At 70.3% G+C, this 22,547-nt stretch carries 19 protein-coding genes; 6 read left to right on the top strand and 13 right to left on the bottom strand.

Annotated features, from left to right (window positions below; genetic code table 11):
- The first annotated feature begins 211 nt into the window (after nt 1-211).
- Nucleotides 212-2,980 (top strand): glycosyl hydrolase, encoded by a 2,769-nt coding sequence (locus tag VT85_RS26735; RefSeq protein WP_197491235.1) that lies wholly within the window; start codon nt 212-214, stop codon nt 2,978-2,980.
- Between the two features lie 19 nt (nt 2,981-2,999).
- Here VT85_RS26735 and VT85_RS11915 read toward each other — a convergent pair whose 3' ends face one another.
- The 3 genes from VT85_RS11915 to VT85_RS11905 form a co-directional block, all read right to left on the bottom strand.
- Nucleotides 3,000-5,894: an FG-GAP-like repeat-containing protein gene (locus tag VT85_RS11915; RefSeq protein ID WP_068415124.1), complete on the bottom strand. Its 2,895-nt coding sequence runs from the start codon at nt 5,892-5,894 to the stop codon at nt 3,000-3,002.
- A gap of 134 nt (nt 5,895-6,028) precedes the next feature.
- Complete coding sequence (locus VT85_RS11910; RefSeq protein WP_068415116.1) at nt 6,029-7,171, bottom strand: DUF1559 domain-containing protein; 1,143 nt, start codon at nt 7,169-7,171, stop codon at nt 6,029-6,031.
- A 169-nt stretch (nt 7,172-7,340) separates the two neighbouring features.
- On the bottom strand, nt 7,341-7,625 hold the full coding sequence (locus tag VT85_RS11905) for a hypothetical protein (protein ID WP_068415108.1): 285 nt from the start codon (nt 7,623-7,625) through the stop codon (nt 7,341-7,343).
- A gap of 440 nt (nt 7,626-8,065) precedes the next feature.
- On the opposite strand from VT85_RS11905, the gene VT85_RS11900 reads away from it, so the two are divergent.
- From VT85_RS11900 to VT85_RS27585, 3 genes are all read left to right on the top strand, one after another.
- On the top strand, nt 8,066-9,418 hold the full coding sequence (locus VT85_RS11900) for a MotA/TolQ/ExbB proton channel family protein (RefSeq protein ID WP_068415102.1): 1,353 nt from the start codon (nt 8,066-8,068) through the stop codon (nt 9,416-9,418).
- A 55-nt stretch (nt 9,419-9,473) separates the two neighbouring features.
- Entirely contained in the window at nt 9,474-10,241 is a 768-nt protein-coding gene (locus tag VT85_RS11895; protein ID WP_068415100.1) for an Ig domain-containing protein, read from the top strand.
- A 197-nt stretch (nt 10,242-10,438) separates the two neighbouring features.
- Nucleotides 10,439-11,797, top strand: coding sequence for a hypothetical protein (locus VT85_RS27585; protein WP_068415093.1), 1,359 nt, complete (start codon nt 10,439-10,441; stop codon nt 11,795-11,797).
- A gap of 136 nt (nt 11,798-11,933) precedes the next feature.
- Here VT85_RS27585 and VT85_RS11885 read toward each other — a convergent pair whose 3' ends face one another.
- Complete coding sequence (locus VT85_RS11885; RefSeq protein WP_068415088.1) at nt 11,934-12,674, bottom strand: hypothetical protein; 741 nt, start codon at nt 12,672-12,674, stop codon at nt 11,934-11,936.
- A 167-nt stretch (nt 12,675-12,841) separates the two neighbouring features.
- Between VT85_RS11885 and VT85_RS11880 the strand changes: the two genes are divergently transcribed.
- Nucleotides 12,842-13,354 carry a cupin domain-containing protein gene (locus VT85_RS11880; protein WP_068415086.1) on the top strand — a complete coding sequence of 171 codons (513 nt, stop codon included), beginning with the start codon at nt 12,842-12,844 and terminating at the stop codon, nt 13,352-13,354.
- 67 nt (nt 13,355-13,421) lie between these two features.
- Here the strand turns inward: VT85_RS11880 and VT85_RS11875 are convergent, their stop codons facing one another.
- The 8 genes from VT85_RS11875 to VT85_RS11840 all read right to left on the bottom strand — a co-directional run bounded on the left by VT85_RS11875 (nt 13,422) and on the right by VT85_RS11840 (nt 20,401).
- On the bottom strand, nt 13,422-14,387 hold the full coding sequence (locus tag VT85_RS11875; protein WP_068415084.1) for a nucleoside hydrolase: 966 nt from the start codon (nt 14,385-14,387) through the stop codon (nt 13,422-13,424).
- An 82-nt stretch (nt 14,388-14,469) separates the two neighbouring features.
- A complete protein-coding gene (locus VT85_RS11870) occupies nt 14,470-15,246 on the bottom strand; it encodes a hypothetical protein (protein WP_068415080.1) in 777 nt (258 codons plus the stop codon).
- 47 nt (nt 15,247-15,293) lie between these two features.
- Nucleotides 15,294-16,934 (bottom strand): arylsulfatase, encoded by a 1,641-nt coding sequence (locus tag VT85_RS11865; RefSeq protein WP_068415078.1) that lies wholly within the window; start codon nt 16,932-16,934, stop codon nt 15,294-15,296.
- Nucleotides 16,935-17,031: 97 nt separating this feature from the next.
- Nucleotides 17,032-18,057: an HTTM domain-containing protein gene (locus VT85_RS11860; protein ID WP_068415076.1), complete on the bottom strand. Its 1,026-nt coding sequence runs from the start codon at nt 18,055-18,057 to the stop codon at nt 17,032-17,034.
- Nucleotides 18,054-18,599, bottom strand: coding sequence for a hypothetical protein (locus VT85_RS11855; RefSeq protein ID WP_156512822.1), 546 nt, complete (start codon nt 18,597-18,599; stop codon nt 18,054-18,056). Before VT85_RS11855 ends, VT85_RS11860 begins: the two co-directional genes overlap by 4 nt.
- Before the next feature lie 185 nt (nt 18,600-18,784).
- The gene (locus VT85_RS11850) at nt 18,785-18,979 is read right to left on the bottom strand and encodes a hypothetical protein (RefSeq protein WP_068415071.1); all 195 of its coding nucleotides are present in this window, start codon (nt 18,977-18,979) and stop codon (nt 18,785-18,787) included.
- A 3-nt stretch (nt 18,980-18,982) separates the two neighbouring features.
- Nucleotides 18,983-19,462, bottom strand: coding sequence for a Minf_1886 family protein (locus tag VT85_RS11845; protein ID WP_068415068.1), 480 nt, complete (start codon nt 19,460-19,462; stop codon nt 18,983-18,985).
- 63 nt (nt 19,463-19,525) lie between these two features.
- A complete protein-coding gene (locus VT85_RS11840; RefSeq protein ID WP_197491234.1) occupies nt 19,526-20,401 on the bottom strand; it encodes a stage 0 sporulation family protein in 876 nt (291 codons plus the stop codon).
- A gap of 179 nt (nt 20,402-20,580) precedes the next feature.
- Here VT85_RS11840 and VT85_RS11835 point away from each other — a divergent pair, with 179 nt between their 5' ends.
- Nucleotides 20,581-20,799 (top strand): Trm112 family protein, encoded by a 219-nt coding sequence (locus tag VT85_RS11835; RefSeq protein WP_068415063.1) that lies wholly within the window; start codon nt 20,581-20,583, stop codon nt 20,797-20,799.
- A 57-nt stretch (nt 20,800-20,856) separates the two neighbouring features.
- On the opposite strand, the gene VT85_RS11830 is transcribed toward VT85_RS11835, so the two are convergent.
- Nucleotides 20,857-22,245: a DUF1501 domain-containing protein gene (locus VT85_RS11830; protein WP_068415057.1), complete on the bottom strand. Its 1,389-nt coding sequence runs from the start codon at nt 22,243-22,245 to the stop codon at nt 20,857-20,859.
- Nucleotides 22,246-22,547: the final 302 nt, after the last annotated feature.

Below are 22,547 nucleotides of genomic sequence, written 5' to 3'. Positions count from 1 at the left end.
CCAAGCGGCCCCGATCGCCGGTCGGTTCGGAGCTGCGCGATCGGGCCGGGACGCGCGGGCACCCCCGCACCCCGGCGGCGGTCCACGCTTGGTCGCGACCTCGGGGCTGGTTAAGATCCGGGTCGAGCGCCCGCTCGTCTCCCGCAATTCCCTCCCGATCATCCGAGGCTCGCCGCCCACGCTTGCGGCATCCCCGGAAGGAGCCGATGCCATGAATCCCCCCCGTCACGCGCGGATGTCCGCGGCCCTCGTCGCGGCGGTTTCGATCGCGATCACAACCGTCGATGCGATGGCGGACGAGCCGCTGGCGAAGCGATTCGCGGAGTCTCCCCGATCGACTCGCGTCCTCAAAATCATCCACAACTGGCCGGACCGCCCCGAGGACCAGGACGCGCTCATCGAGCGGCTGAAGGCCCAGGGGTTCGGGGGCGTCGTCTCCAACGTCGCGTTCGACGACTACCTGGAGAGCGAGGCCAAATGGGCCGCCTTCCGGCGAGGGGTCGAGAAGGCTCGCGAGGCGGGCTTCACGCAGTGGCTCTACGACGAGAAGGGTTATCCTTCGGGCAACGCCGGGGGCCTCGTGCTCCGAGACGATCCCGAGTGGGAGGCGAGCGGCCTCCTGATCGCCGAGGCTCGCACCGAAGGCCCGCCCGTCCCGCTCACCCCGCCGCCGGGCGAGTTGGTCCTCGCCTCGGCCTTCCCCGAGCGCGAAGGCCGCCTCGACTGGGCCGCGAAGGTCGACCTCGCCGACGCCGTCCGCGACGGCCGCGACGCCTGGACGCCCCCCGCCGCCGGGGCCTGGCGGGTCCTGCTGGTCACGAAAAGCCGCCTGTTCGACGGCACCCACGCCGACTCCAACCTCTTCAGCCACGTCCCGTACCCGAACCTGCTCAGCCCCGAGCCGACGAAGAAATTCCTGAAACTGACCTATCAGGCGTACTTCGATCGCCTGGGGACCGACCTGGGCAAGACCTTCGAGGCGACCTTCACCGACGAACCGTCGCTGATGAGCTTCTTCCTCAAGCCGATGCCCTATCGGGTCTTGCCCTGGGCGCCGGCCTTGCCGCGCGAGTTCCGCGAGCGCCGGGGTTACGAGTTGGAGCCATTCGTCGCCGACCTGATCGTCGACGCCGGGCCGGACGCCGCCCGCCATCGCCACGACTTCTGGCTGACGGTCGCCGAGTTGATCTCGGAGAATTATTTCGGCCAGATCCAGACATGGTGTCGCAATCACGGCATCCCTTCGGGCGGGCACCTGCTGCTGGAGGAGCCGATCGCCTCGCACGTCGCGAACTACGGCGACCTCTTCCGCTGCCTCCGCCGGATGGATGCGCCGAGCATCGACTGCCTGACGAGCATCCCGGCCGAGGCCCCCTGGTTCGTCGCCCGGCTGGCCGCGAGCGCCGCCGAACTGGAGGGGCGTACGCTGGTGATGTCCGAGACCTCGGACCACGTCCAGCAGCACCGGCCGAAGGGGGACGACCGTCCCCGCCGGGTCGTGACCGAGGCCGAGATCCGAGGGACGATCCACCGCCTGATGCTCGGCGGCGTGAATTGCATCACCAGCTATTACCGCTTCGACGGCCTGGACGACGACGCGCTTCGCCGGCTCAACGCCCACGTCGGACGGGCCGGGCTGATGATCCGGGGCGGGAACCAGGTCGCCGACGTGGCCGTCGTCTACCCGATCGAGTCGCTCTGGGCGAGGTTCCAACCGTCGCGGCACATGACCCGCGACGCCGACGCCGCGAATCGGATCGAGACGATCTACCGCGAGGCCCTGGACCGGCTGTTCCGCGCCCGCCGCGACCCGACCATCCTCGACGCCCGCGCGCTGGCCGAGTCGACCGTCGAGGGGGACGCGCTGGTCCACGGCTCGCTGCGGTGGCGGGTCGTCGTACTGCCGGGCGTGGACACTTTGCCGACGGCGGCCTGGGCGAAGCTCGAAGAGTTCGTCGAGGCCGGCGGCGTGGTCGTGGCGATCGGCGCGCGGCCCGAGAACAGCGACGTCCGCTTCCCCGACCCGGCCGTCCAGGCGGCGGCCGCGCGGTGGGTCGGCCCCGAAGCCTCGGGCGACGAACCCCACGTCGCGGCGAACGAAGCCGGGGGCGGTGTCGTGGCGCTCCCCGACGATTCGGCCCCGCTCCTGCCCCTGGTGATCGACGCCGTCCTCGCGCCCGACGTCGCGGCCTCCCGGCGCGATTCGCCCCTGCGGGCCACCCATCGACGGATCGACGACCATGATCTGTACCTGATCGCCAACGATTCCGGCGAGGCCCACTCCGAGGCCGTCCGACTCCCCCTCGATCCCGGCGCGACGATCGAGACGTGGGACCCGGCGACCGGCTCCATCCTCCCGGCCGTCGTCGGCGACGGCGGCGCGGTCCCGATCGCGCTGGGGCCGTACGACGCGGTATTCGTCCGCGCGGACGAGGTCCGACCTCGCGCCCGCGCCCGGCTCACGACCGGGGCCCTGCCGAACGTCTCGCTCGCGAAGATTTCGCTCCCCGACCCGATCGTCGGTCGCGGCGAGTTCGTCCGCGAGGCGACCGAGGTCCGCGACGGCGCGTGGACCTTCCGCGCGACGCTGACGAAGGGGGCGGTCGACACGCACCTGTTCGCCGCCTTCCCCTTCCCCTCGCCGCTCGATCTCGCCTCGGCCGACAGCCTGGTCGTCGACGCGACCATCCCGCCCGGCCAGCGCGCGGCGACGCAACTCCTGGTGGTCGTGCGCGAGGCCGACGGGGGCGACTTCCTCGCCTCGACCTCGCGCTCGCTGGGCACCCCCGGCTCCGCTCGCGTCTTCGTCCCCTGGTCCAGCTTCGCCAAGGCCGGCTGGTCCCATGTCGGCGACGAGGTCCTGGACCCCTCCCGCGTCGCCGAGATCCGCGTCGGCTGGGGCGGCTACTTCGGAACCGAAGGCGAAACCGTCACCTTCCAGCTCCACGGCGTCGAGACGGCGACCGTGGGCGCGAAGTAGGGGCGGTTCCGCCCTGGGATCACGGGCCCTTGCCGGGCAGCGGCTCGGGCCTGGATTCACCTTCGACGAGGCGATAGACGCGGTCGGGGTCGAGATCCTCGAAGGTGTCGAGACGGCCGGAGGGCCAGGCGACTTCGATTCGGTCGATCCTGGGGGCGGCGCCGAGGCCGAAGTGGAGGCGCGGGGAGACGGCGGACTGGTAGCTGCCGCCGCCGAAGCGGACGGCGACCTGGCGACGGCCCCCGGCCAGGAGCGTGACCTTCGCGCCCACGGCGTCGCGGTTGGACTTCGTGCCGACGAGTTGGAGGCCGACGGATCGGCCGGGGGAACTCGCCTGGTGGAAACAGGCGAGGGACTCGCCGTCGGCGACCATCAGGATCTCCGGGCGGCCGTCGTCGTCGAGGTCGCCGATCGCGAGGCCCCGGCCCACGCGGGGGACGGACCAGGGGGGCCCGGCCTGGGCGGAGACGTCGCGGAGCCGGCCCCGGACGTCGCCGAGGAAGAGCTGGGCGGGCATCGCGTAGCGGGTCGCCGGGCTGTAGTCGTTGACGTGGCCGTTGGCCTGCGCCAAATCGAGAAGGCCGTCGCAATCGGCGTCGAGCGCGGCGAGGCCGAAGCCCAGGACGTAGCGCGTGGCCGAGGCGAGCCCGGCGGCGGCCGAGCGGTCGCTGAACAGGCCCCCGCCGTGGTTGTGATAGAGCGTGGTGGACTCGCCGTAGAAGTTGGTGACCGCCAGGTCCAGGAGGCCGTCGCCGTCGAGGTCGCCGCAGGCGATCCCCATCCCCGCCAGGAACCCGCCCCCGGCCGACGCCGCCAGCCCGGCCTCCATCGCCTGCTCGGCGAACTTCAGGCCACCCTGGTTGCGGAAGAACAGGTTCGACGTGGTGTCGTTGGCGACGAACAGGTCGACGAGCCCGTCGTCGTCCAGGTCGGCGGCGACGACCCCCAGGCCCCGACCGTCCGGGTCGACGATCCCCGCCTCCTCGGTCGCATCGATGAATCGGCCGCCGTCGTTGCGATACAGGCGGTCGCCGATCGCCGGGAAGAGGCGGGGGTCGCAGTAGGACGCCCCCTTGCCGGATGCGTCGGGGCAGAACTGCGGGTTCGCCTCGTCCCAGCGCAGGTAGTGGCAGACATAGAGGTCCAGGTCGCCGTCGCCGTCGAGGTCGGCGAAGGCGGCGGACGTCGGCCAGTCGCGATCGCCCCCCAGTCCGACGGCCTCGGTGGCGTCCTCGAACGTGCCGTCGCCCCGGTTGCGGTAGAGGGCGTAGCGCCGCCAACGGGTGACGAAGACGTCGGCGTGGCCGTCGCCGTCGAAGTCCCCCACGGCGACGCCGTGGCCGTAGCCGCCGGGGAGTTTCGCCAGGCCGGCGGCCTCGGTGGCGTCCTCGAACGTGCCGTCGCCCCGGTTGCGGAACAGGCGGTCGCCGAAGGGGGCGGAGGGGGGCGGGGGGAACGTCCCCCCCTGCACCGCGTAGACGTCGAGCCGACCGTCGCCGTCGTAATCGAAGACCGCGAGGCCGCCGCTCATCGTCTCGGGGAGCTGTCGAGCCTCGCTCCGGCCGTTGTCGAACGTGAAGCGCAGGCCGCGAGCCTCCGCGTCGTCGACGTACGTCGGGACCGATCCGGCGGGCGTCTCGCCTTCCGACGAGGCGAAGCGGTCGGCGAGCGGTCCCAGCCAGTCGGAGACGAGGCCGATCGGGGCGGGGGCGGCGGGCTTCTCCGAGAGGGCGCGGGCCTTCGCCTCCGCCTCGTCGCGGGCGGTCGCGTCGGCGGCCTTGCGGGCGGCCAGCCGCCACCAGAGGGCGGCCTCTTCGAGCGCACCGGCGGCTTCCGAGGCGCGGGCGATCTCGGCCGCGCGCGACGCCGGGTCGGGCTGGCTCAAAAGGGCGCGTCGGCGTTCGCGGGCGGCCTCGACCGCGGCCTTGCGGCGGCGAAGCTCGGCGGCGGGCTCGACCCGGCCGGACTCGGCCTCCAGACCGGCCAGACGTTCCAGCGGGACGAGGGCGCCGGGCTCCCGTTCCAGCCAGCCTTCCAGCGTCGCGCGTTCGGCTTCGCGGTCGCCGGCGCGGGCGTCGAGCCAGGCGCGGAGGGCGTCGCGCTCGCCGGGCGAGAGGGCGTCGGCGGGGACGAGTCGCGCGGCCTTGACGGCGACCTCCGGGCGGTCGGCGGCCTTGCTCCAGAGCAGTCGCGAGCGAGCGACCAGGGTGTCGTCGGGCGTGGCGGCCTCGCACTTCGAGAGCCATCGGTCGGCCGCGTCGAGGGCCCCGGCGCGGAGTTCCAGGTCGGCCAGGGCGAGCCACGTCCGGTCGTCGTCCGGGTTCCTGGCGTGGGCGTCTTCGAGAGCCCGGCGGACGCCGTCGACCGGATAGGCGACGCCGTCGAGCGCCCAGAGGGCGCGAAGCGAGTCGCTCGGATCGTTGGTGCGACCGGCCTGACGGAGGAGCAGCCGGCGCTGGTCTCGGGGCCGGCCCGCCAGGGCGTAGAGGCGGCCGAGGGCGTCCCACGCCTGGTCGGCGACCGGCCCGCCCCCCTTCGCGGCCCGGTCGAGCGCCTCCTCGGCCGGTCGAAGTCGGCCGGCTTCCAACTCCAGGCGGCCGAGCGTCAGTGCGGCGTCCCGCGCCAGGGGGTCGGCGTCGGGGATGCGACGCAGGGCCTCGGCTCCCGCGGCCTGGTCCCCGGCCTCCCAGGCGGAGACCCCCAGCCAGTAGGCGAGGTCCGCCCGATCCGGCCGGCTCGCGGCGATGGGTGCGAGCCGATCGCGGGCAAGCCCGGGACGACCGGCCTCCAGGTCGATCCGGGCGAGCCGGAGCGCCTCGGCGATCCGCCCATCGTCGCGGACGCGGAGGGCGAACCAGCCGAGGGCCGCGAGGCCGACCAGCACGGGGAGGATCACGGGGAGGCGACGTCGCATGGGGTGCTCGGCTCGTCGGTCAGGTCGGATCGGGTCGGATCCATGCCGTCAGGGAACGCCAAGACCCGGCCGGGCGCGAACGCCGGGCCGGGTCTTGGGGATTCTAACCGATCGGGGAGTCAGGCTCGAGCGACTCAGTAGGAGTCGGAGCTGACGACCTCGCCGCCGGCCTTGGTGCCGAGGGCCATCCAGGTCCGCATGTTGATGGAGTCCTTGACGAACTTCACGGAGCCGTCGCCCATCAGGACGTTGACGCCGCCGGAGTGGTGGCTCTGGGCGTTGGAGTAGGCCGAGTCGTCAGGGCCGCAGCCGGCGCAGTCGGGGCGGCAGGAGTTGAAGCTGTGCTGCTTGGAGTTGGGGGGGACGATCGTGTTGAACAGGGTCATCGTCATGGCGCCCCAGCCCCAGCGGTTGCCGTTGGCGTTGCTGATGTTGGTGTTGCCGTTGGTGAGGCCGGCCTTGTAGGCGGTCGTGCAGGCCTGGATCGAGGCGATCAGGACGGCGTCGGACAGCGAGGAGGCGTCCTGCACCAGGTTGGTGGCGCCGCTCACGCCGGTCACCGAGTTGTTGGGACGGGCCACCGAGACGCCGGCGGGGTCGCCGACGAGCGACTCGGAGAAGGCGATGGTGTTCGAGCTGCCGTCGGTGATGTCGCGGATCCCGTTGACGGCCCAGTAGACGAACATGCCCGTGGAGTAGGGGTTGCAGTTCGGGGGGCCGCCGCTCTTGTTGAACGGGTCGGGGCGGCAGTTGGCGTAGCCGGGCCACTGCTCCCAGCGGGCGCTGGTGGTGCCGATGCTGCCGCGGTAGCTGTTGGTGTTGGGCGAGCCGGTCCCGCGGGGGACGGCGCCCTTGGCCGCGTTGCCGTCGGAGGGGCAGAGGAAGCCGTTGACGACGGTCGTCCACGAGGTGCCGTTGATGTTGGCGCCGTCGTCATAGCCGCCGCAGAAGGCGAAGTTGATCGAGTTGTAAAGCGGCGTCTGCTCCATGTAGGGCAGGATCATCGCCTGGGCGCTCCACTCGGTCCACCCGGCGTAGCCCGGGTAGCTCATCTGGTTGGTCGCCTGCAGCTGTCCCGGCGGGAACGAGCCCACGGCCTGGTGATAGTTGTGCAACCCCAGGCCGATCTGCTTGAGGTTGTTGACGCACTGGGAACGACGAGCGGCCTCGCGCGCCGACTGCACGGCCGGAAGCAGCAGGGCGATCAAGACGGCGATGATGGCGATGACGACGAGGAGTTCAATCAGGGTGAACCCCGCTCGCTTGCGGTACTCCATTGAGCACGACTCCAATCAGTGGGAGGGAGGAGGGAAAGGAAAAGAGCGAGCAGGCGACGGCTCGCCGAGGACGAGGTCCGACGCCGATCTGGGAAGTTCGCATCCGCCACGCCGAGTCACTTCACTCGTCGACTCGGCGCGCCCGTGGATTCGTGAGGGCGTCGGCTGTTCAGGGCGCGGCCTTCTCGGCGGCGTCGGCCGGCTTCTCGGCGGGCTCGGCCGGCTTCTCAGCCGCCTTGCCCGCGGCCTTGTTGGGGTTCTTCCCCGTGGGGACGCCCCGACCGCCGTAGGCTTTCCGACGGGCTTCCATCTCCCGGTCCTGCTGAGCCTTGATCTCGGCCTCGGTCTGGACCGGGGCCGTGCCGGTGCTGTTGTCGCAACCGGCGGCCAGCGCGCCGAGCAGGAACGTCCCCAGCAGCCAATGGGCCGCACGAGCCTTTCGCGAAACGATCATGTTTGATGCATCCGAAGTTGGAGAGGCGATCCCGGGGGGATGGGGTGAGATCGCACTCCAACCACCGCCGCACCAGGATCCGATGCCGATGAGATGACACGAGTACGCGGATGACTGCTTGAAGGCGAGGAAGCGAGATAGTGAATGTTCTGCGAACCCCGCACATGGGAAAATTATCAAGTAGTAGCGGAACATGTCAATGAGACACCACCGATATAACCTATTTCCCACAATGAACTCCTAAATAGTTCGGAGTGGCGTCCGGCGTCGAAAGCTCAAGTCCGGCATGGGCCGCGCCGATGAGAGAGGTGATAGGGGAAGCGCCGATTTCCGGGGCGGTCAGGCCGGGAACGGGGCGCTTCGTCGCGAACTGCCGCCCCGCATCGTCCCCTCGACGGCGCGAGCGACGGCCGACCTCCCAAGGAAGGGGACGTCCCAGGATGGCGAAGGAATCGTCGGATTCTCCGAAGGCGGCCTATGTTGCGGCGTCGGCGATGTTGACGCTGGCGATCCTGTTCCCGATCGCCCTGATGATCTTCGACCCCACGCTCATGTTCGAGCGAGGTTGGGAGCAGTACGTCGGGACCGGCATCTACTTCTGGGCGGTGGCCACGCTCGCCGTCGAGCTTCGCCGGCTCTGGCGGGATGAACGGGCGTTCGACGAGGCTCCCGCGTTACTCCGATACGTCGCCGCGATGCTTCGAAGCAACGCGACGGAAGCGCCGACGGCGGAGGCCCAGGCGATCGCGGCCGACGGCCGGGTCTTGCCCGTGCGGGTCCGTCAGCTCGCCGGGCACGCCCGCGAGTCCCGCTCGGGTTCGGCGAGCCAGCTCATGGAGGTGAACCGCGAGGCCTCGGGGCTGGACCAGGAACACGCCGCCGGGCGGTTCACGCTCACGCGGTACATCCTCTATCTCCTGCCGGTGATCGGCTTCATCGGCACGGTCGAGGGCATCTCGAAGGCCCTCATGAACATCAGCAAGGTCCTCCCCCTGGTCAAGGATCTGGACGCGTTCCTGGGGAACCTGACCGGCGTGACCTCGGCCTTGCAGATCGCCTTCGACAGCACGTTGCTGGCCCTGTTCCTGAGCGCCGCGCTGATGCTGGTGCAGACCCTGGTCTATCGCCTGGCGGAGCGGCACCTGGCGCGGGTGGATCGCTGGGTGGTGGAGAACGTCCTCCCCGGCGTGGCCGCCCGCGACCCGCTGGGCGACCGGCTCGACGACCTGATCGCCCCCCACGTCGATCGACTCCGGAGCGAGTTGGCGACGATCCTGGAGCCCGCCGCGAGGGCCTTGCAGGGGGAGGCCGAGAAGATCGGCCTGAGCCTGAACGCCCCGGTGGAGCAGCTTGCGAAGGCCGTCGACCGGCTGCCGGAGTCGCTGGCGGCCTTCCGCGAGGGGGCCGACGCGATCGGCCGGATCGGCGGCGAGTTCGAGGTCCTGGAGACGTTCGGCGAGTCTTCCCGGCGGTCGGCGGCGTCGCTCTCGCGGATCGAGGATTCGCTCACCCGGAGCGACGAGCCCGATCCCCAGCTCCAGGAGATCAAGCGGGCGCTCGACCGCAACACGGCGGCCGTCGAGAGCATGGCCTCGTCGTGGGCCTCGGCCTACGAGAAGTCGAGCCGGACGACCCAGGAGCAGCTCGCCAAGACCATGAGCAACCTGAAGGACGCCCTCGACCTGATCAACGTCAGCATCGAGCAGGGCAACTCCCTCTACCGCAACATCGTCAAGCGGATGTTCGACGAGCGGAGCGGGCGCGGCGGCGGCGATTCGACCCGCGCCGCCTGAGGACGGTTTCTCCGGTCGATCCTGACTGAAGCTGAGAGGGCGGGAGGCGCGATCCATGCGACGGAATCGGCGAGGCGGCGGCGGCGGCCTGGAATTCGGCGGCTCGGGCGAGGATTCGTTCGTCGCCGTCGTGGTGACCAAGCTCACCGGCGCCCTGCTCTTCATCCTGCTGCTGACCATGGTCATCATGGCCCTCTTGCCCAAGGCCGTGGACGTGGGGTCGGCGGGGCCGCAGGCTGCGGCCGAGGCCCGGCCGCTTCGGATCGCGACGCCCTCGGAACTCCCCGAGGCGATCGCCGGTCGGCCCTACACCATCGCGCTGGCCGCCGACGGCGGTCGCGGGCCGTTGCACTGGTCGCTCGACGGCCCGTTGCCCGAGGGGCTGGCGTTCGACGGCGATTCGGGCCTGTTGAAAGGGACGCCGACGGCCGGGACGCCGAAGCCGCTCGAACTGGCCCTGCGGGTCAGCGACGGCGAGGCGATCGCGGTCGGGGCGCTTCGCCTGGTGGTCTACCAGAGCGACGTCCCCCTGAGCACCCCCGCCTGGTGGAAGCCCGGCATCCCCCCCATTCCCTGGCGCGCCTGGCTGGATCAGGGGGTCGGCTTCCTGATCCTCTGGCTCGTCCACCTGGTCGGCATGTCCGTCCTCGCCGGCTTCGAACGCCAGACCGAGGGCCTGAGCCTGGCCGTCGAGGGGGGGCCGCGCGAGGGCTCCACCTTCCTCACTCCCCGCCGCTTCGCCCTGTACCGGGCCCTGGTGCGGTTGAGCACCCTCACCGCCATGATCGGCCTGGCCGCCTGGCTCTGGTCGGCCCGGCCCTGAACCGCCCCTCGCGAGGCCTCACGACGACGCCGTGTCGACGCTCCCGTCATTTCGCGAAAGCTCGTCCGAGTTCCTCGGCCATCGGCGCGGCGGAAACCGCTAAGATGAGGAGGTGAAGCCCGAGCACGGACGTAGACGATCCGCCTCGCGCATTGAAGCATGCCGTCGTCCACACTCGCATGAGAGGAGCCTCGAACATGACGCGACGTCGTCTCGGCGTGATCGTGGGAGGGATCGCTTTCGCCATGGCGATCGCTTCCGTTTCCGCGATGGCACAGGATCAGGGCCGGGTCGGTCGCGGAGGCCGCGGCGGCTTCGGCGGCGGGCCTGGCGGACCGGGAGGACCTGGCGGACCGGGAGGCCCGGGGGGTCGGGGCGGCGGTGGATTCGGTCGCGGCGGGCCGGGCGGCTTCGGCGGCTTCGGCGGTGGTTCGCTCGTGGATCTCGCCACGCGTGGGCCGGTTCAGGAGGAGCTGAAGCTCACCGATGAGCAGAAGGACAAGATCAAGAAGCTCTCCGAGGAATCTCGCGCCAGGCGAGACAAGGCGATGCAGCAGCTTCGGGAGCGGCAGCAGCGTCAGCAGAACCGGCAGAACCAGCAGGGCGCCGTCACCCCGTCCCGCGCGACGACCGGCGTGATCCGCCGCGTCTCCTATCCGCAGGACGGCGGCTATGGCGGCTTCGGCCAGTCGTTAGGGGGATTCGGCGACTCGCCCTACGCGCCCCAGCAGCAGCAGGGCGTCGACCCCGCCGTCATTCAGCAGCAGTTGCGGAACCAGCAGCAGACCCTGGAGCAACAACAGCGCAACTTCCAGCGCATGCAGGGCATGAACGAGATGATGCAGACCATGCAGAAGCTGCGCAAGGACGACGAGGCCGCCCTCGGCAAGATCCTCGACGCCAAGCAGGTGAAGCGGCTCCGCGAGATCTCGCTCCAGATGGAGGGGCCGTTCGCCGTCCTCCGAAACCAGGAACTCGCCCAGAAGCTCGGCATCACCGAGGAACAGTACGCCGAGATCCAGGACGTCGAGCGCAAGGCCAACGAGGCGCGCCGGTCGAACGGCGAGGCGATGCGGACGATCTTCCAGAAGTTCCGCGAGAGCCAGCCCCAGGCCCCGAACGCGGACGGCGGCAACGGTCGCGGGGGACGCCCGAACTTCGACCGCGACGCCATGCGCAAGTTCATGGAACAGCCGGAGAACAAGTCCCAGATCGACAAGATGGGCGAGCGGGAGAACGAGCTGAGGGACCAGAGCTACTCCCGCGTCTTCAAGGCCCTCGACCGCGGCCAGGCGTCCAAGTACAAGCAGATGCTCGGCCAGAAGTTCGACACCAACGCCATGATGCGCGGGATGTTCGCCGGCCCTGGCGGCCCCGCTGGTCCTGGCGGTCCTGGCGGCCCCGGTGCTCCGGCGGCGGCCCCGGCGGGCGGCGCGAACGCCACGGCCCCGACGGCCGACGCGGCCAAGGCCGAGACGCCCAAGGCGGCTCCCGCCGGCCGCGGATCCAGCCTTCGCGATCGGCGTGGGATCGGCTCCGCCACCAAGCCTCAGTAATCCAATCCCTAAGCACCGGGGGAAGGCGCCTCGATCGAGCCGCCTTCACTCCGGTCCATCCCCAACGCCGAACGGCCCGTCGACGCAGTCGCGTCGACGGGCCGTTCGGCGTTGGGGCGTCCTGTCGGTTCCGGCGTCAGTCGATCAGGTCCACATGGGCGCGATAGCCGGCGGGGATGGTGAGGGCGTCCAGCGCCCGCCGGGCGCTCCAGCGATACCAGAACCGCGAGGGGCGGGCCTGGATGACGACGCTCCGGCCGGAGACGCGCACCCGAACGTCCTTGACGCGATCGCCGAGCGACTCCCTCACCTGCTTCTCGACCCGGCGCTTGACCGCCGCCTCGACGGCCGGGTCGCCTTGCGACTCGACGGTGAGGCCGTCACGCCCCGCCTGGACGCTCTCCGAGGCTCCACGGAGGCGGCCGAAGTTGACGTTGGGGCGGCGCCATCCCGAGGAGGAGGATTCGGCCTCCGAGGGATCCTCGCGCGGCGTCGGCGAGGTCGCCGGGCGTCGGGGCGACGCTTCCGATCGGTCGCCTTTCGGGCCGTCCGGGATGGACTCCAGGCGCAGGGGGATGTCCAGGCCCGCGTCGGGACCGTCGAGCGCCGGGAGGGTCGAGCGGGCGGCCGGCGTCTCGACCGCGTCGAGCGCCGGCTTGCGCGCGGTGTGGGGGGAGGCCGGGGCCGTGACCCCCGGGATCACCAGCAGGGGCCGACTCGGCGGCGGCGTGCGGGGAGGCTCGGCCGCCGGGGGGATGGGCGGAGCGTCGGCCGCCGCCTGGGCCGGAGCCTCCAGCGCCGGGGGCTCCTGAGCGTCAATCGGGACGGCCCCCAGCGCGAGGAGGCCGACGGTCCCGAGCACGATGCTTCGCGCCATGCTTTCCCCGCCTTCATGAACGGGCCGAACGGATAAGCCGTGGTGGATCATCTCGAATCATCGGATGCGGGGGCGGGACCGCATGCGTTTTTCTCGGCCCGGGCGAATCCGTTATTCTGGGTCCTGCGTTTTCGGACAGTCGCACGGCCCCCCCGAAGGAAGCCCGCATGAGCAAGGCCCAGGAAATCATCGACGCCCTGCAACTCCAGCCCCACCCGATCGAGGGAGGGTTCTTCCGCGAGACCTACCGATCCACCGGCGCGGTCCCGGACGCCCATCTCCCGGCCGGTTATCGCGGCAAGGGGGAGCGGTCGCTGGGGACGTCGATCTATTACCTGCTGACCGCCGAGACGTTCTCCGAGATGCACCGGCTCCCCACCGAGGAGGTTTTCCACGTCTATCTGGGAGGCCCGGCCCGGATGCTCCAGATCGACCCCGACGGGACCCATCGCGAGTTGATCCTGGGCGCGGACGTGCTCGGCGGCCAGCGCCCGCAGGTCGTCGTCCCTCCGAACGTCTGGCAGGGGACCCTGCTGGAGCCGGGCGTCGACTTCATCCTGCTGGGCGCCACGATGGCCCCCGGCTTCGACTTCGCCGACTACGAACAGGGCGAGGAAGCCGACCTCGTCGCCCGCTATCCCGAAGCCGCCGCGCTGATCCGCAAGCTGACTCGGGTTTGAAGCCAGGCGCTGGGGGTCGGGCGATGCGGTCCGGTCTGATCCGACCCGGCGCGGGGCCGAAGCTGGCTCAAGGGGAGCGATGCCCGGCCACGGCGGCGTCGAGCGCTTTCCAGAAATCTCGCGCCATGCCTTCGGCGTCGATCGCCTCGAAGACCGTCACCCGCCGGGGATTGTCGGGATGCTGCTCGACGGTCTCGGCGTCGCGGATGATCGGGGCGCCGACGACCACGCGAGTCGCGAGGTCCGGGCGCAGCATCGCCTCGACCAGGGCGACGTCCCACATCACCTTCCTGGGCTTGCCGGCGGTCCGGGGGAACGTCTCCCAGCGCTCCACAAGGAAGTCCCAGGCGCCGCCCCGCCCCTTCAGATGCTCGTCCACGTCCTGCTTCGTCAGCACCATCTCCACGCTGACCGACTTGGCCGGCATGTGGAAGTAGTCCACCTTCGATTCGAAGATCGCCCGGACGGCGTGGATGTCGTTCTTCCAGTTGAAGATGCCCGGCCCCCATCGACCGTTCTTGTAGTCGCCGTCGATGAAGGCGAAGGTGACCTTCGGCTCGATCGAGGGGTCCAGCAGCAGGGCCGAAGCGAGGTTCGTAGGCGCGCCGAGGGCCATGACGAGCAGCTTGTCGTCGGGGCCGCCGGCGTGGGCGAGGGCGATGATGTGCCGGGCGGCGGGCGAATCGATCGGGGTGGCCGGATCGGGCATCGAGCGGTCGGCCCCGAGAGGATGGGGGACCGTCTCCCGCAGGCCCATCCGGTCGAGGAGCCGCTCGTGAAGCTCCTGGCTCCGGTGGACCGTCGCGTTGGGCTCGGTCGAGCGCATCCAGTGGGCCGAGGTCACGCCCACGACCTTGTACTCCGGCGCGACCAGGGCTCGAACGATGGCGTAGAGGTCGTCGATCTCGTTGGCCGAATCGGCGTCGATGACGACCCGGACAGGCTCGTCGGGCCGGGCCGAAGGAACGCCGAACCCGAGCCCGAGCCCGAGCCCGATCACAGTCAACGCCGCCACGAAACTTCGCCGATTCATGATTCGATCTCCGGTCGACCGCCTCACGACGGCCCGAAGCGTCGGGTCGAGTCCGGTTCGATCCGGCCGGCGTCCCGCGAGCTTATTTTTCCTCGCTCCGCAGGCCCGACTTCTCATCGGCGACGGCGATCCGGGCCGATCCGCTGCATCCCGTGGCCTTGTCGGTCCGGCCGGAGGCGGCCAGGAAGCGGCCGTCGGGGAGGCCGACGATCCCCAGCGAGGCGTCGAACTCGTAGCGGCCGATCAGGTTGAAGTCGGCGTCCGTGACGAGCAGGATTTTCGGATCGCCGTAGCAGCCGAACCACCATCGACCCCCGGCGAAGGCGGCCGTCTGGATGCCCAACTGGGTCCACCCGCTCTTGACGTCGTGCTTCTTGATGAACTTGAAGTCGCCGTCGTACTCGTAGACGTGGTTCTCCGGCACGCCGTCCGGCAACCCGCCCACGACGAAGAAGCGGCCGTCACGGAACTCGATCCCCCCTGCCCCGTGGAAAACCTCCTGGATTTCGTGCCTGGCGAGGAGCGACAGGTCGCGGGCGTCGTAGACGTAGACCCAGGAATCGGCGTTCCCCTTCGGGTCGTTGAACTTGCCGAGGTTCACGGCGACGTAGAGCTTGCCGTCGCGATGGCAGAGGTCGCCGTGATGGTCGGCGACGACCACCTGGGCCAGCACCTTGCCGCCCAAGTCGGTCTTCACCAGCCGGGTCGTGAACGACCAGTAGATCGCCGACTCGTCGACGCAGAGGCCCTGCAAATGCTGCGGGTACGTCCCTTCGCAGGCCACGTCGCCGAAGTCGCCCGCGTACAGGGCGGGAAGGACGAGCAAGGCCATCGGCAGGATCAAGACTTGTCGCATCATGGTTGATCATCTCGCGAGAGTTCGAGAGGCGCGATTCGGAGAGCCTGCTACCGCGGGGTGCCGGGTTCCAGCTCCGGCAGGAGGGGGCCGGCGGCGCGCTGGCGTCGGAATTCCTCGTCCTGGCGGCTCCAGAGTTCGGCCATCTCCTGGACCTTTTCGGGATGCTCGGCGGCCAGGTCGTGGGCCTCGGCGCGGTCGTTCGCCAGGTCGTAGAGCTGCCAGGGGGCGTCGGCGGGACGGGCGGGGGCGACGATCTTCCAGTCGCCGACCCGCAGGCCGCGATTCCCCTCGTGGTGGAAGTAGAGGAACGGGCGATCGACGGCCGCGTCCGCCGCGAAGACCGGCGCGAGGCTGCGGCCGGGGGGCGTGGGCCGGTCCGCTCCCTTCCAGGCTTTCGGGAATTCCAGCCCGGCCAGTTCCAGCAGCGTGGGGGCGACGTCGATCAGGTGTCCCGGCGTGCGGCGGATCTCGCCTCGGGCCTTGATGCCGGCGGGCCAGTGGGCGATCAAGGGCGTGGAGACGCCCCCCTCGTAGTTCCAGTATTTGTGGAGCCGATACGGGGTGTTCGCGGCCGTCGACCATCCCGGCCCGACGCCCAGATACGTCCGGGCGGAGCCCATCGGGGCGGACGGGTCGTGGCCGCCGGATCGGATGAGCTGCTCGGCGCTCGCGCCGTTGTCGGAGGCGAAGAGGATCAGCGTGTCGTCGAGGGCTCCGACGGCCTCCAGGCGTTCCAGGATCCGGCCGATCTCGCGATCCATCCGGTCGACCATCGCCGCGTGGACGGCCATCTTGTCCGCCTGAAAGGCCTTCTGCTCGGCCGTGAGCGACTCCCAGGCGAGGGCGCGCCCCACCTCGCCGGGGCCGATCCGACGTTGCAGCTCCTCCTCGGACAGATTCCAGGGCGGGACCGTCTCCGGGTCCCTCGGCGAGAGCGGGCCGTCGACGATCCCCAGCTCGCGCTGGCGATTCCATCGGCGTTCACGGATCACGTCCCAGCCCTCGGCGTAGCGTCCGCGATAGCGGGCGAAGTCCTCCGGGAGCGCCTGGAGGGGGAAGTGGGGCGCGGTGAACGCGACGTAGAGGAAGAAAGGCTCGCCGGGGTGCTCGGCATGATGGCCGTCGAGCCAGTCGATCGCGTGCGAGGCGATGGCGGTCGTCGAGTAATATCCGTCGTCGGGCCCCGGCCTGGGCAACGGCTCATCGTCCAGGCGGTGCGCGACGGGCGCGAAGTAGTCTCCCAGGTCGTCGAGCGAGTAGGAGCGGGCGAAGCCCCCTTCGAGCACCGGGCCGTCGACGTGCCACTTGCCCGAGTGGTACGAACGGTATCCGGCCGGCCTGAGCAGATCGGGCAGGAGCGCGGCCCAGGTCGGCCGTCGGCGGGCCGGGTCGCGGTTCACCTGCTGCGGGTAATACCCGGTCAGCAGCGCCGCACGCGACGGCCAGCAGCGGGCCGTGTTGTAGAACTGGGTGAACCGCACTCCGCCGGCCGCGAGGCGGTCGAGGTTCGGCGTGGCGATCTCCCCGCCGTAGACGCCCACGTCCGAGAAGCCGAGGTCGTCGGCCAGGATCATCACCACGTTCGGCGGCTTCGCGGCCCGCGCGGGGAGGGCCGCCCCGGACAGGGCGGCGAGCATCACGATGGCCGACGCGAGGGCCGCGCGGGCGGGGCGTTTCAGTGTCGTCATGGTGTCGGCTCGGCGAGGCTGAATGACGGTCGTCGAAGGCGGCGGGCTGAAATGTTAACACAGCCAGGCCCGATCCGCCCGAGGCCGTCGACCGCCGTCAGGAATTCCCGGAGGCCGTCCGCGTCGCGGCGGCCGGCGCGAAGGCCAGCTCCAACTGACGCCAACCGCGACCCGTCGAGCCGGCGTCGACCCGCGCTTCGGCGTCGGCGGCGGCCGGGGCGCGGCGGCCGAACCATCGCGAGGGGCGGAAGAACGCGCCCAGCGAGGCCAGCTCGTCGGGATCGAGGAACAGCAGGTAGAACGCCGTCATCTGCTCGCCGAACAGCGGCACGTTGACCATCGGCCAGATGCCGGCGTGCAGGCCCACGCCCAGCAAGGCGACCCAGCGCCGCGTGGGGCGGAACCAGAGCAGGAACGCCAGCGAGAACTCCACGACCAGCGCCGTCGTCGTCATGAGGTTGACGACCAGCGGATAGCCCCCCAGCCATTCCAGGTTGAACTGGCCGACCTCGTGGTTGAACAGGACGTAATGGACCGCCGTCCCGCCCAGCCAGGCCCGGCCGTTGCACTTCAAGAAGGCCGTGACGAAATAGATCAGGCAGAGCTGGAGCTGGATCAGACGCTGCGCCCAGGGCAGGATCAGCGGCTCCGCGGGCGTGCCGCGACGGCGGGCCTCGCGGCGGGCGTCCAGCGAGAACGCCGCGCCGCAGGGGGCGAGCATCATGTAGAACGCGGTGATCATCATCACCTGGTCGGGCCCGCAGTTCGTCAGCAGGTTGCGGTTGTAGAAAGTCATCAGGCCCAGGTACAGCAGGACGCTCATGATCTTCGTACGCCAGCCCAGCGTGAACGCGACGGCCACGCCGGCCGTGGCCGCCAGCATCGCCCGGACCGAGGCCGGGTCTTGATAATGGGCCAGGAGCGTCGGCCGCAGAGGGCCGGCGGTGACGGCCGCCTCGTCCCCCTGGAGGAGCCCGACGTCGGAGTACCAGAAGTCGAGGTCCACCGAGATCAGGGCCAGGTGGGACAGGACGAACAGACCGAAGAGGATCCGGTGGACGCCCAGCGGCTTGGCCGAGATCGGGGCGAACCAGAAGCGGTTCCAGGCGCGCAGGGGGTTCATCGGCGATGGACCTCGTCCCAGGACTCGAATTGGAAGGCGGCCAGATTGTGGATCGTCTTCGGGGCCATCGGATCGGCCTGCGACGAGCCGGGGGGCGGGGTCTCGGCGACCTGATAATAGAGCCGGACGTAGACCGGGAACGCGTCGGGAGCGATCCCGAGCGTGCGGACGACGTGGCGGGCCGCCATCTCGCGCTGGGGGACGTACTCGTCCGCCAGGAGGTTCGCCGCCAGCTTCGGGTGGCGGAAGCCCGGCATCTTCCGCCAGAAGGGAAGGTCGGCCACCTTGGCGAACTCGTGGATCCGGCCGAGCCCCCGGACGTCGCTCACCTCGGCCTCCAGCGTGTAGGTGCTCTGCACCGGGTCGGGCGCGAACATCCCCCAGCCCTGCCAGAGGCCCAGCGGGACCATGTAACTCCGGAACCACGGGAGCAACTCGCGGCGGAGCGGCGATTCGGGCGTCACCCAGACGAGCGTACCCGCCATGTGGAACAGCACGAACGCCGAGATCACCAGCTTCCAGGCAGTCCATCGCCGAGCCAAGGCCGCCTCCTTTCGATCCGCCGCCCCGGGGGAATCCCCGGCGATCCAGCGCGCGGAAATCTAGGGCAAAGCCCGAAGCTCGTCAATCGCAGGTCGCCCCCAAACCGCCACGATCGGCGACCTGGCCGCCTCGCCCCCCCGGCTCGCGTCGGGAAGGGCGTCGCATCGTCGAACGGCGGGAGAGGTCAGTCGGCGGCCGGTCGCTCGAGGCCGGGTTCGACGCCGGCGCGTTCCATGGGGCGGTGGGCGTCGGTGAGGGCGAGGAAGGCGAGGAAGGCGATCCAGGAGAAAAAGAGCGCGAGGGCGGCGTAGAAGCGCCGGCGGGCGCGGGGTGAGGGGACGGTCTCGGTCGAGGGGACGGTCTCGGTCTCGATGGGCATGATTCAGTCGTCCTCCTGGGCTTCGGGGTCGTCCTCGTGGAGCGGCGCGGGGCGGAAGTCGACCTCGAAGTCGAAGACGTCGTCGAAGTCCTCGCGGCGGTCGTTGGGGGTCTTGTCAAGGTCGCCGGAGGCGATCAGGTTGTAGATGATCTCGCCGATGTCGGACGTCGAGTGCAGGCCCCATCGGGCGAGGACCGGGAGGGCCAGCATGCCGTATTCGCGGAGCGCCAGCCGACGCGCCGCCAGGCAGACCTGCCGGCCGGAGACGTGTCCCGAGACGGCTTCGGACTTGGCCTTGCGGGCGCCCCGGCCCTTGACTGGGCGGGAGGCGCGATCGCGTTCTCGTTCCCGCTCCAGTCGGCGCGCCTCGCGGATCTTGCGGTTGCGCGCGACGTGCAGGGACTCCAGCACGAAGGCGTAGGCCTCCAGCGAGTAGCGGGGGTCGGTGGCGATGACGCGGCTGATCTCGTCGCGGAAGCTCATGGACGTCGTCCTGGGTGCGGGAGCCGGGTTCGAGGCCGGGCCGGGCCGGGCCGGGCGGTCGGGTCACTCGTAGGGCCCCGGGTCGGAATCGTCCGGATCGTCGTCAGGGCCGCCGTGACGCCGGGGCCCTCGGGAACGGGGCTCGAAGGAGAGGACGTCGTCTCGGCCGATGATGATCCGGCGGCCGTCCTCGAACTCGACCACGAGCTTCCCCGCCAGGACGTCCTGGGCCATGACCCGGCCCCGGCCCTTGACGGTCTCGACCAGCGAACCGCTGGGAGGGAGTTCCTTCGCGGCCTCGCGATAGGCGTCGTACTCGTAGCGGAGGCAGCACTTGAGCCGGCCGCAGCGGCCCGAGATCTTGGAGGGGTCGAGGGTCGTCTTCTGGAGCTTGGCCATCTTCATCGAGACCGGCGGCATCTGGGTCAGGTGCGTGTTGCAGCAGACCGGCTTACCGCAGTCGCCGTAGTCGGCCAGCAGCTTGGCCTCGTCGCGGACGCCGATCTGGCGCATTTCGATCCGGGTCCGCAGGGCGCGGGCGAGGTCCCGCACGAGTTCGCGGAAGTCGACCCGCTTCTCGGCCAGGTAGTAGAAGATGATCCGCTCGCGGCCGAAGAGGATCTCGACGTCGACCAGGTTCATCTGGAGCTTCCGCTTGGCGATAAGCTCCTGACAGACGGCGAACGCCAGCTTCTCCAGCGGGGGGAGCGTCCGCTCGTGTTCGAGGTCGGGGCCGTCGGCCTCGCGGATGATCTCGCCGGGGTCGCGGCGTTCCAGGGCCTTGGCCGCGCGGTCGGTCAGGGGGCAGAGGATCTCCCCCAGCTCCAGCCCCCGGTCGCTGCGGACGACCACCCGCTGGCCGCGCGGATGCTCCATCCCCGGCGCGGGCTGGCAGGCGCCCAGGATCCGCATCCGGCCGTAGCGTACGACGTAGCTCATGCCCCGAATTATGACCGTCCGCCGACCGCGACGAAAGATCAGAACCCGCCGAGCCCGCCCGGACGGGGCATCCCTCTTCTAAGCTTCGGCCCGAATCGACATAATACCCGCTCTGGAAAGGGATGGGATTCGGCGCGGCGAGGCCGGCGTCGAGGAAGCCGAGGACAGGACGCTCGACCATGATCAAAGAAGAATTGCTGGCCCTGCTGGTCTGCCCGCTGGGCCGCGCTCCGCTGCGGTTGGAGGGCGAATCCCTCGTCTGCACCCGCTGCGGCCTCCGCTACGCCATCAACGACGGCATCCCGAACATGCTGTACGAGGAGGCCGAGCTCCCCGCCGGCGTCAAGTCGATCGCCGACCTCGAATGCTCCAAGACCGCCGAGGCCAAGCCGGCCTGACCACGGCGAAGGCCCGACCGCCGCGGTCGCGGCGGGCGAGCCCCGGCCCGGGTCGGATCAGGCGAAGATTTCGGTGGCCACCTGCCCGGCGACGTCGGTGAGGCGGAAGTCGCGGCCGGCGTAGCGGTAGGTGAGCTTCGTGTGATCGAGGCCCATCAGGGCGAGCAGGGTGGCGTGCAGGTCGTTGGTGTGCATCCGACCCTCGACGGCGTTGAGGCCGTACTCGTCGGTCCCGCCGTAGGAGAAGCCCGGCTTGACCCCCGCGCCGGCGAGCCACATCGGATAGCCGGTGATGTTGTGGTCGCGGCCGTCGGCCCCCTGGCTCGTCGGCTGGCGGCCGAACTCGCTGCCGAACAGGACCAGGGTGTCTTCGAGCAGGCCGCGCTGGTCCAGGTCGGCGAGCAGGGCGGCCGTGGGCTGGTCGGTGGCCTTGCTGTTGGCGATCAGGCCGTTGTGCAGGTTGGTGTGGTGGTCCCAGCCGGGCTGGGCGACCTCGACGAACCGGACGCCGGCCTCGCTGAGCCGACGCGCCATCAGGCACTGGCGGGCGAAGCTGCCGGCCGGGCCGGGCTGCACGCCGTAGGCGTCCAGGACCGACTGCGGCTCCTTCGAAATGTCCAGCAGCTCGGGGACCTTCCCCTGCATCTTGAACGCCAGCTCATAAGACGCGATCACGCCGTCGAGCTGGTCCGGCGCGCCCGGGGTCGCGCCGAGGTCGCGGTTCATGGCCTGGACGAGGTCGATCTGCCGACGCTGGAGCGACGAGGCGGCGTGCGCCTGGATGTTCGGCAGGTAGCCGACGTCGCTGATCCGCGTCCCCTGGAAGTGGGCCGGGAGGAAGGCGCTGCCGTAGTTGACCGAGCCGCCGAAGTTCGCCGGCGGGTTGATCGTGACGTAGCCCGGGACGTCCTGGTTCTCGGTCCCCAGGCCGTAAAGCAACCACGCGCCGAGCGACGGCCGCGTCAACGACGACAACGCCGCGCCGGTGTGAAGCTGGATGACGGCTTCCGGGTGCGCCGGGGTGTCGGTGTGCAGGCCCCGGATGAAGCAGAGCTTGTCGACGTAACGCGCCACGTTCGGGTAAAGCTCGGAGACCCACGTCCCGGTCTCGCCGTGCTGGGCGAACTTGAACTTCGAGGCCGTCAGCGAGCCTCCCCCCGGCCCGACCTTGCCGTCGTCCGCCTGGAGCTTCGGCTTGTAGTCGAACGTGTCCATCTGGGACATCGCCCCGTTCATGAACAGGAAGATGATCCTCTTGGCCTTCGCCGGGAAATGCGGAGCCTTCGGGATGAGCGGGCCGGGAGCCGCGTCGCCGGCGCGGACCCTCGGCGCGGCTTCGCCGAGCAGCCCGGCCAGGGCCAGCATCCCGAAGCCGGTCCCGGCGCTCTTGAGGACCTGTCGGCGCGAGAGGCCGTCGACGATGGGGAGATCGGGGAATTTTGGCATATCGATATTCCTTATGCTTGATTCTTGATATCAGTTTGAGATTCGGCGATCCGAGGGGCCTGGGCCCCTCCCCTTCACCGCCGTCGCATCCCCGGCCCGGCGTGGGCCTTGAAGCCCGCGGCCTCCTCTTGACGGTCTTCCCCCCTCGCGGGGGAAGACAGACCCCGAAGGGGTCAGATGAGGGGGTGACGAGCCGGGGAGCCGACGGGATTCGCGATACGTCCGATCGAAAGGCCGGCGGTTTTCAAGCTCGCCCCCCCCTTCACCCTGCCGCCGCATTCATGCCTTCCCCCCTGGTGGGG

The organism is Planctomyces sp. SH-PL62 (assembly GCF_001610895.1).
Classification (GTDB): domain Bacteria; phylum Planctomycetota; class Planctomycetia; order Isosphaerales; family Isosphaeraceae; genus Paludisphaera.
The sequence above is the reverse complement of the archived record's forward strand: the minus strand, read 5'-3'. Positions and strand labels throughout refer to the sequence as shown.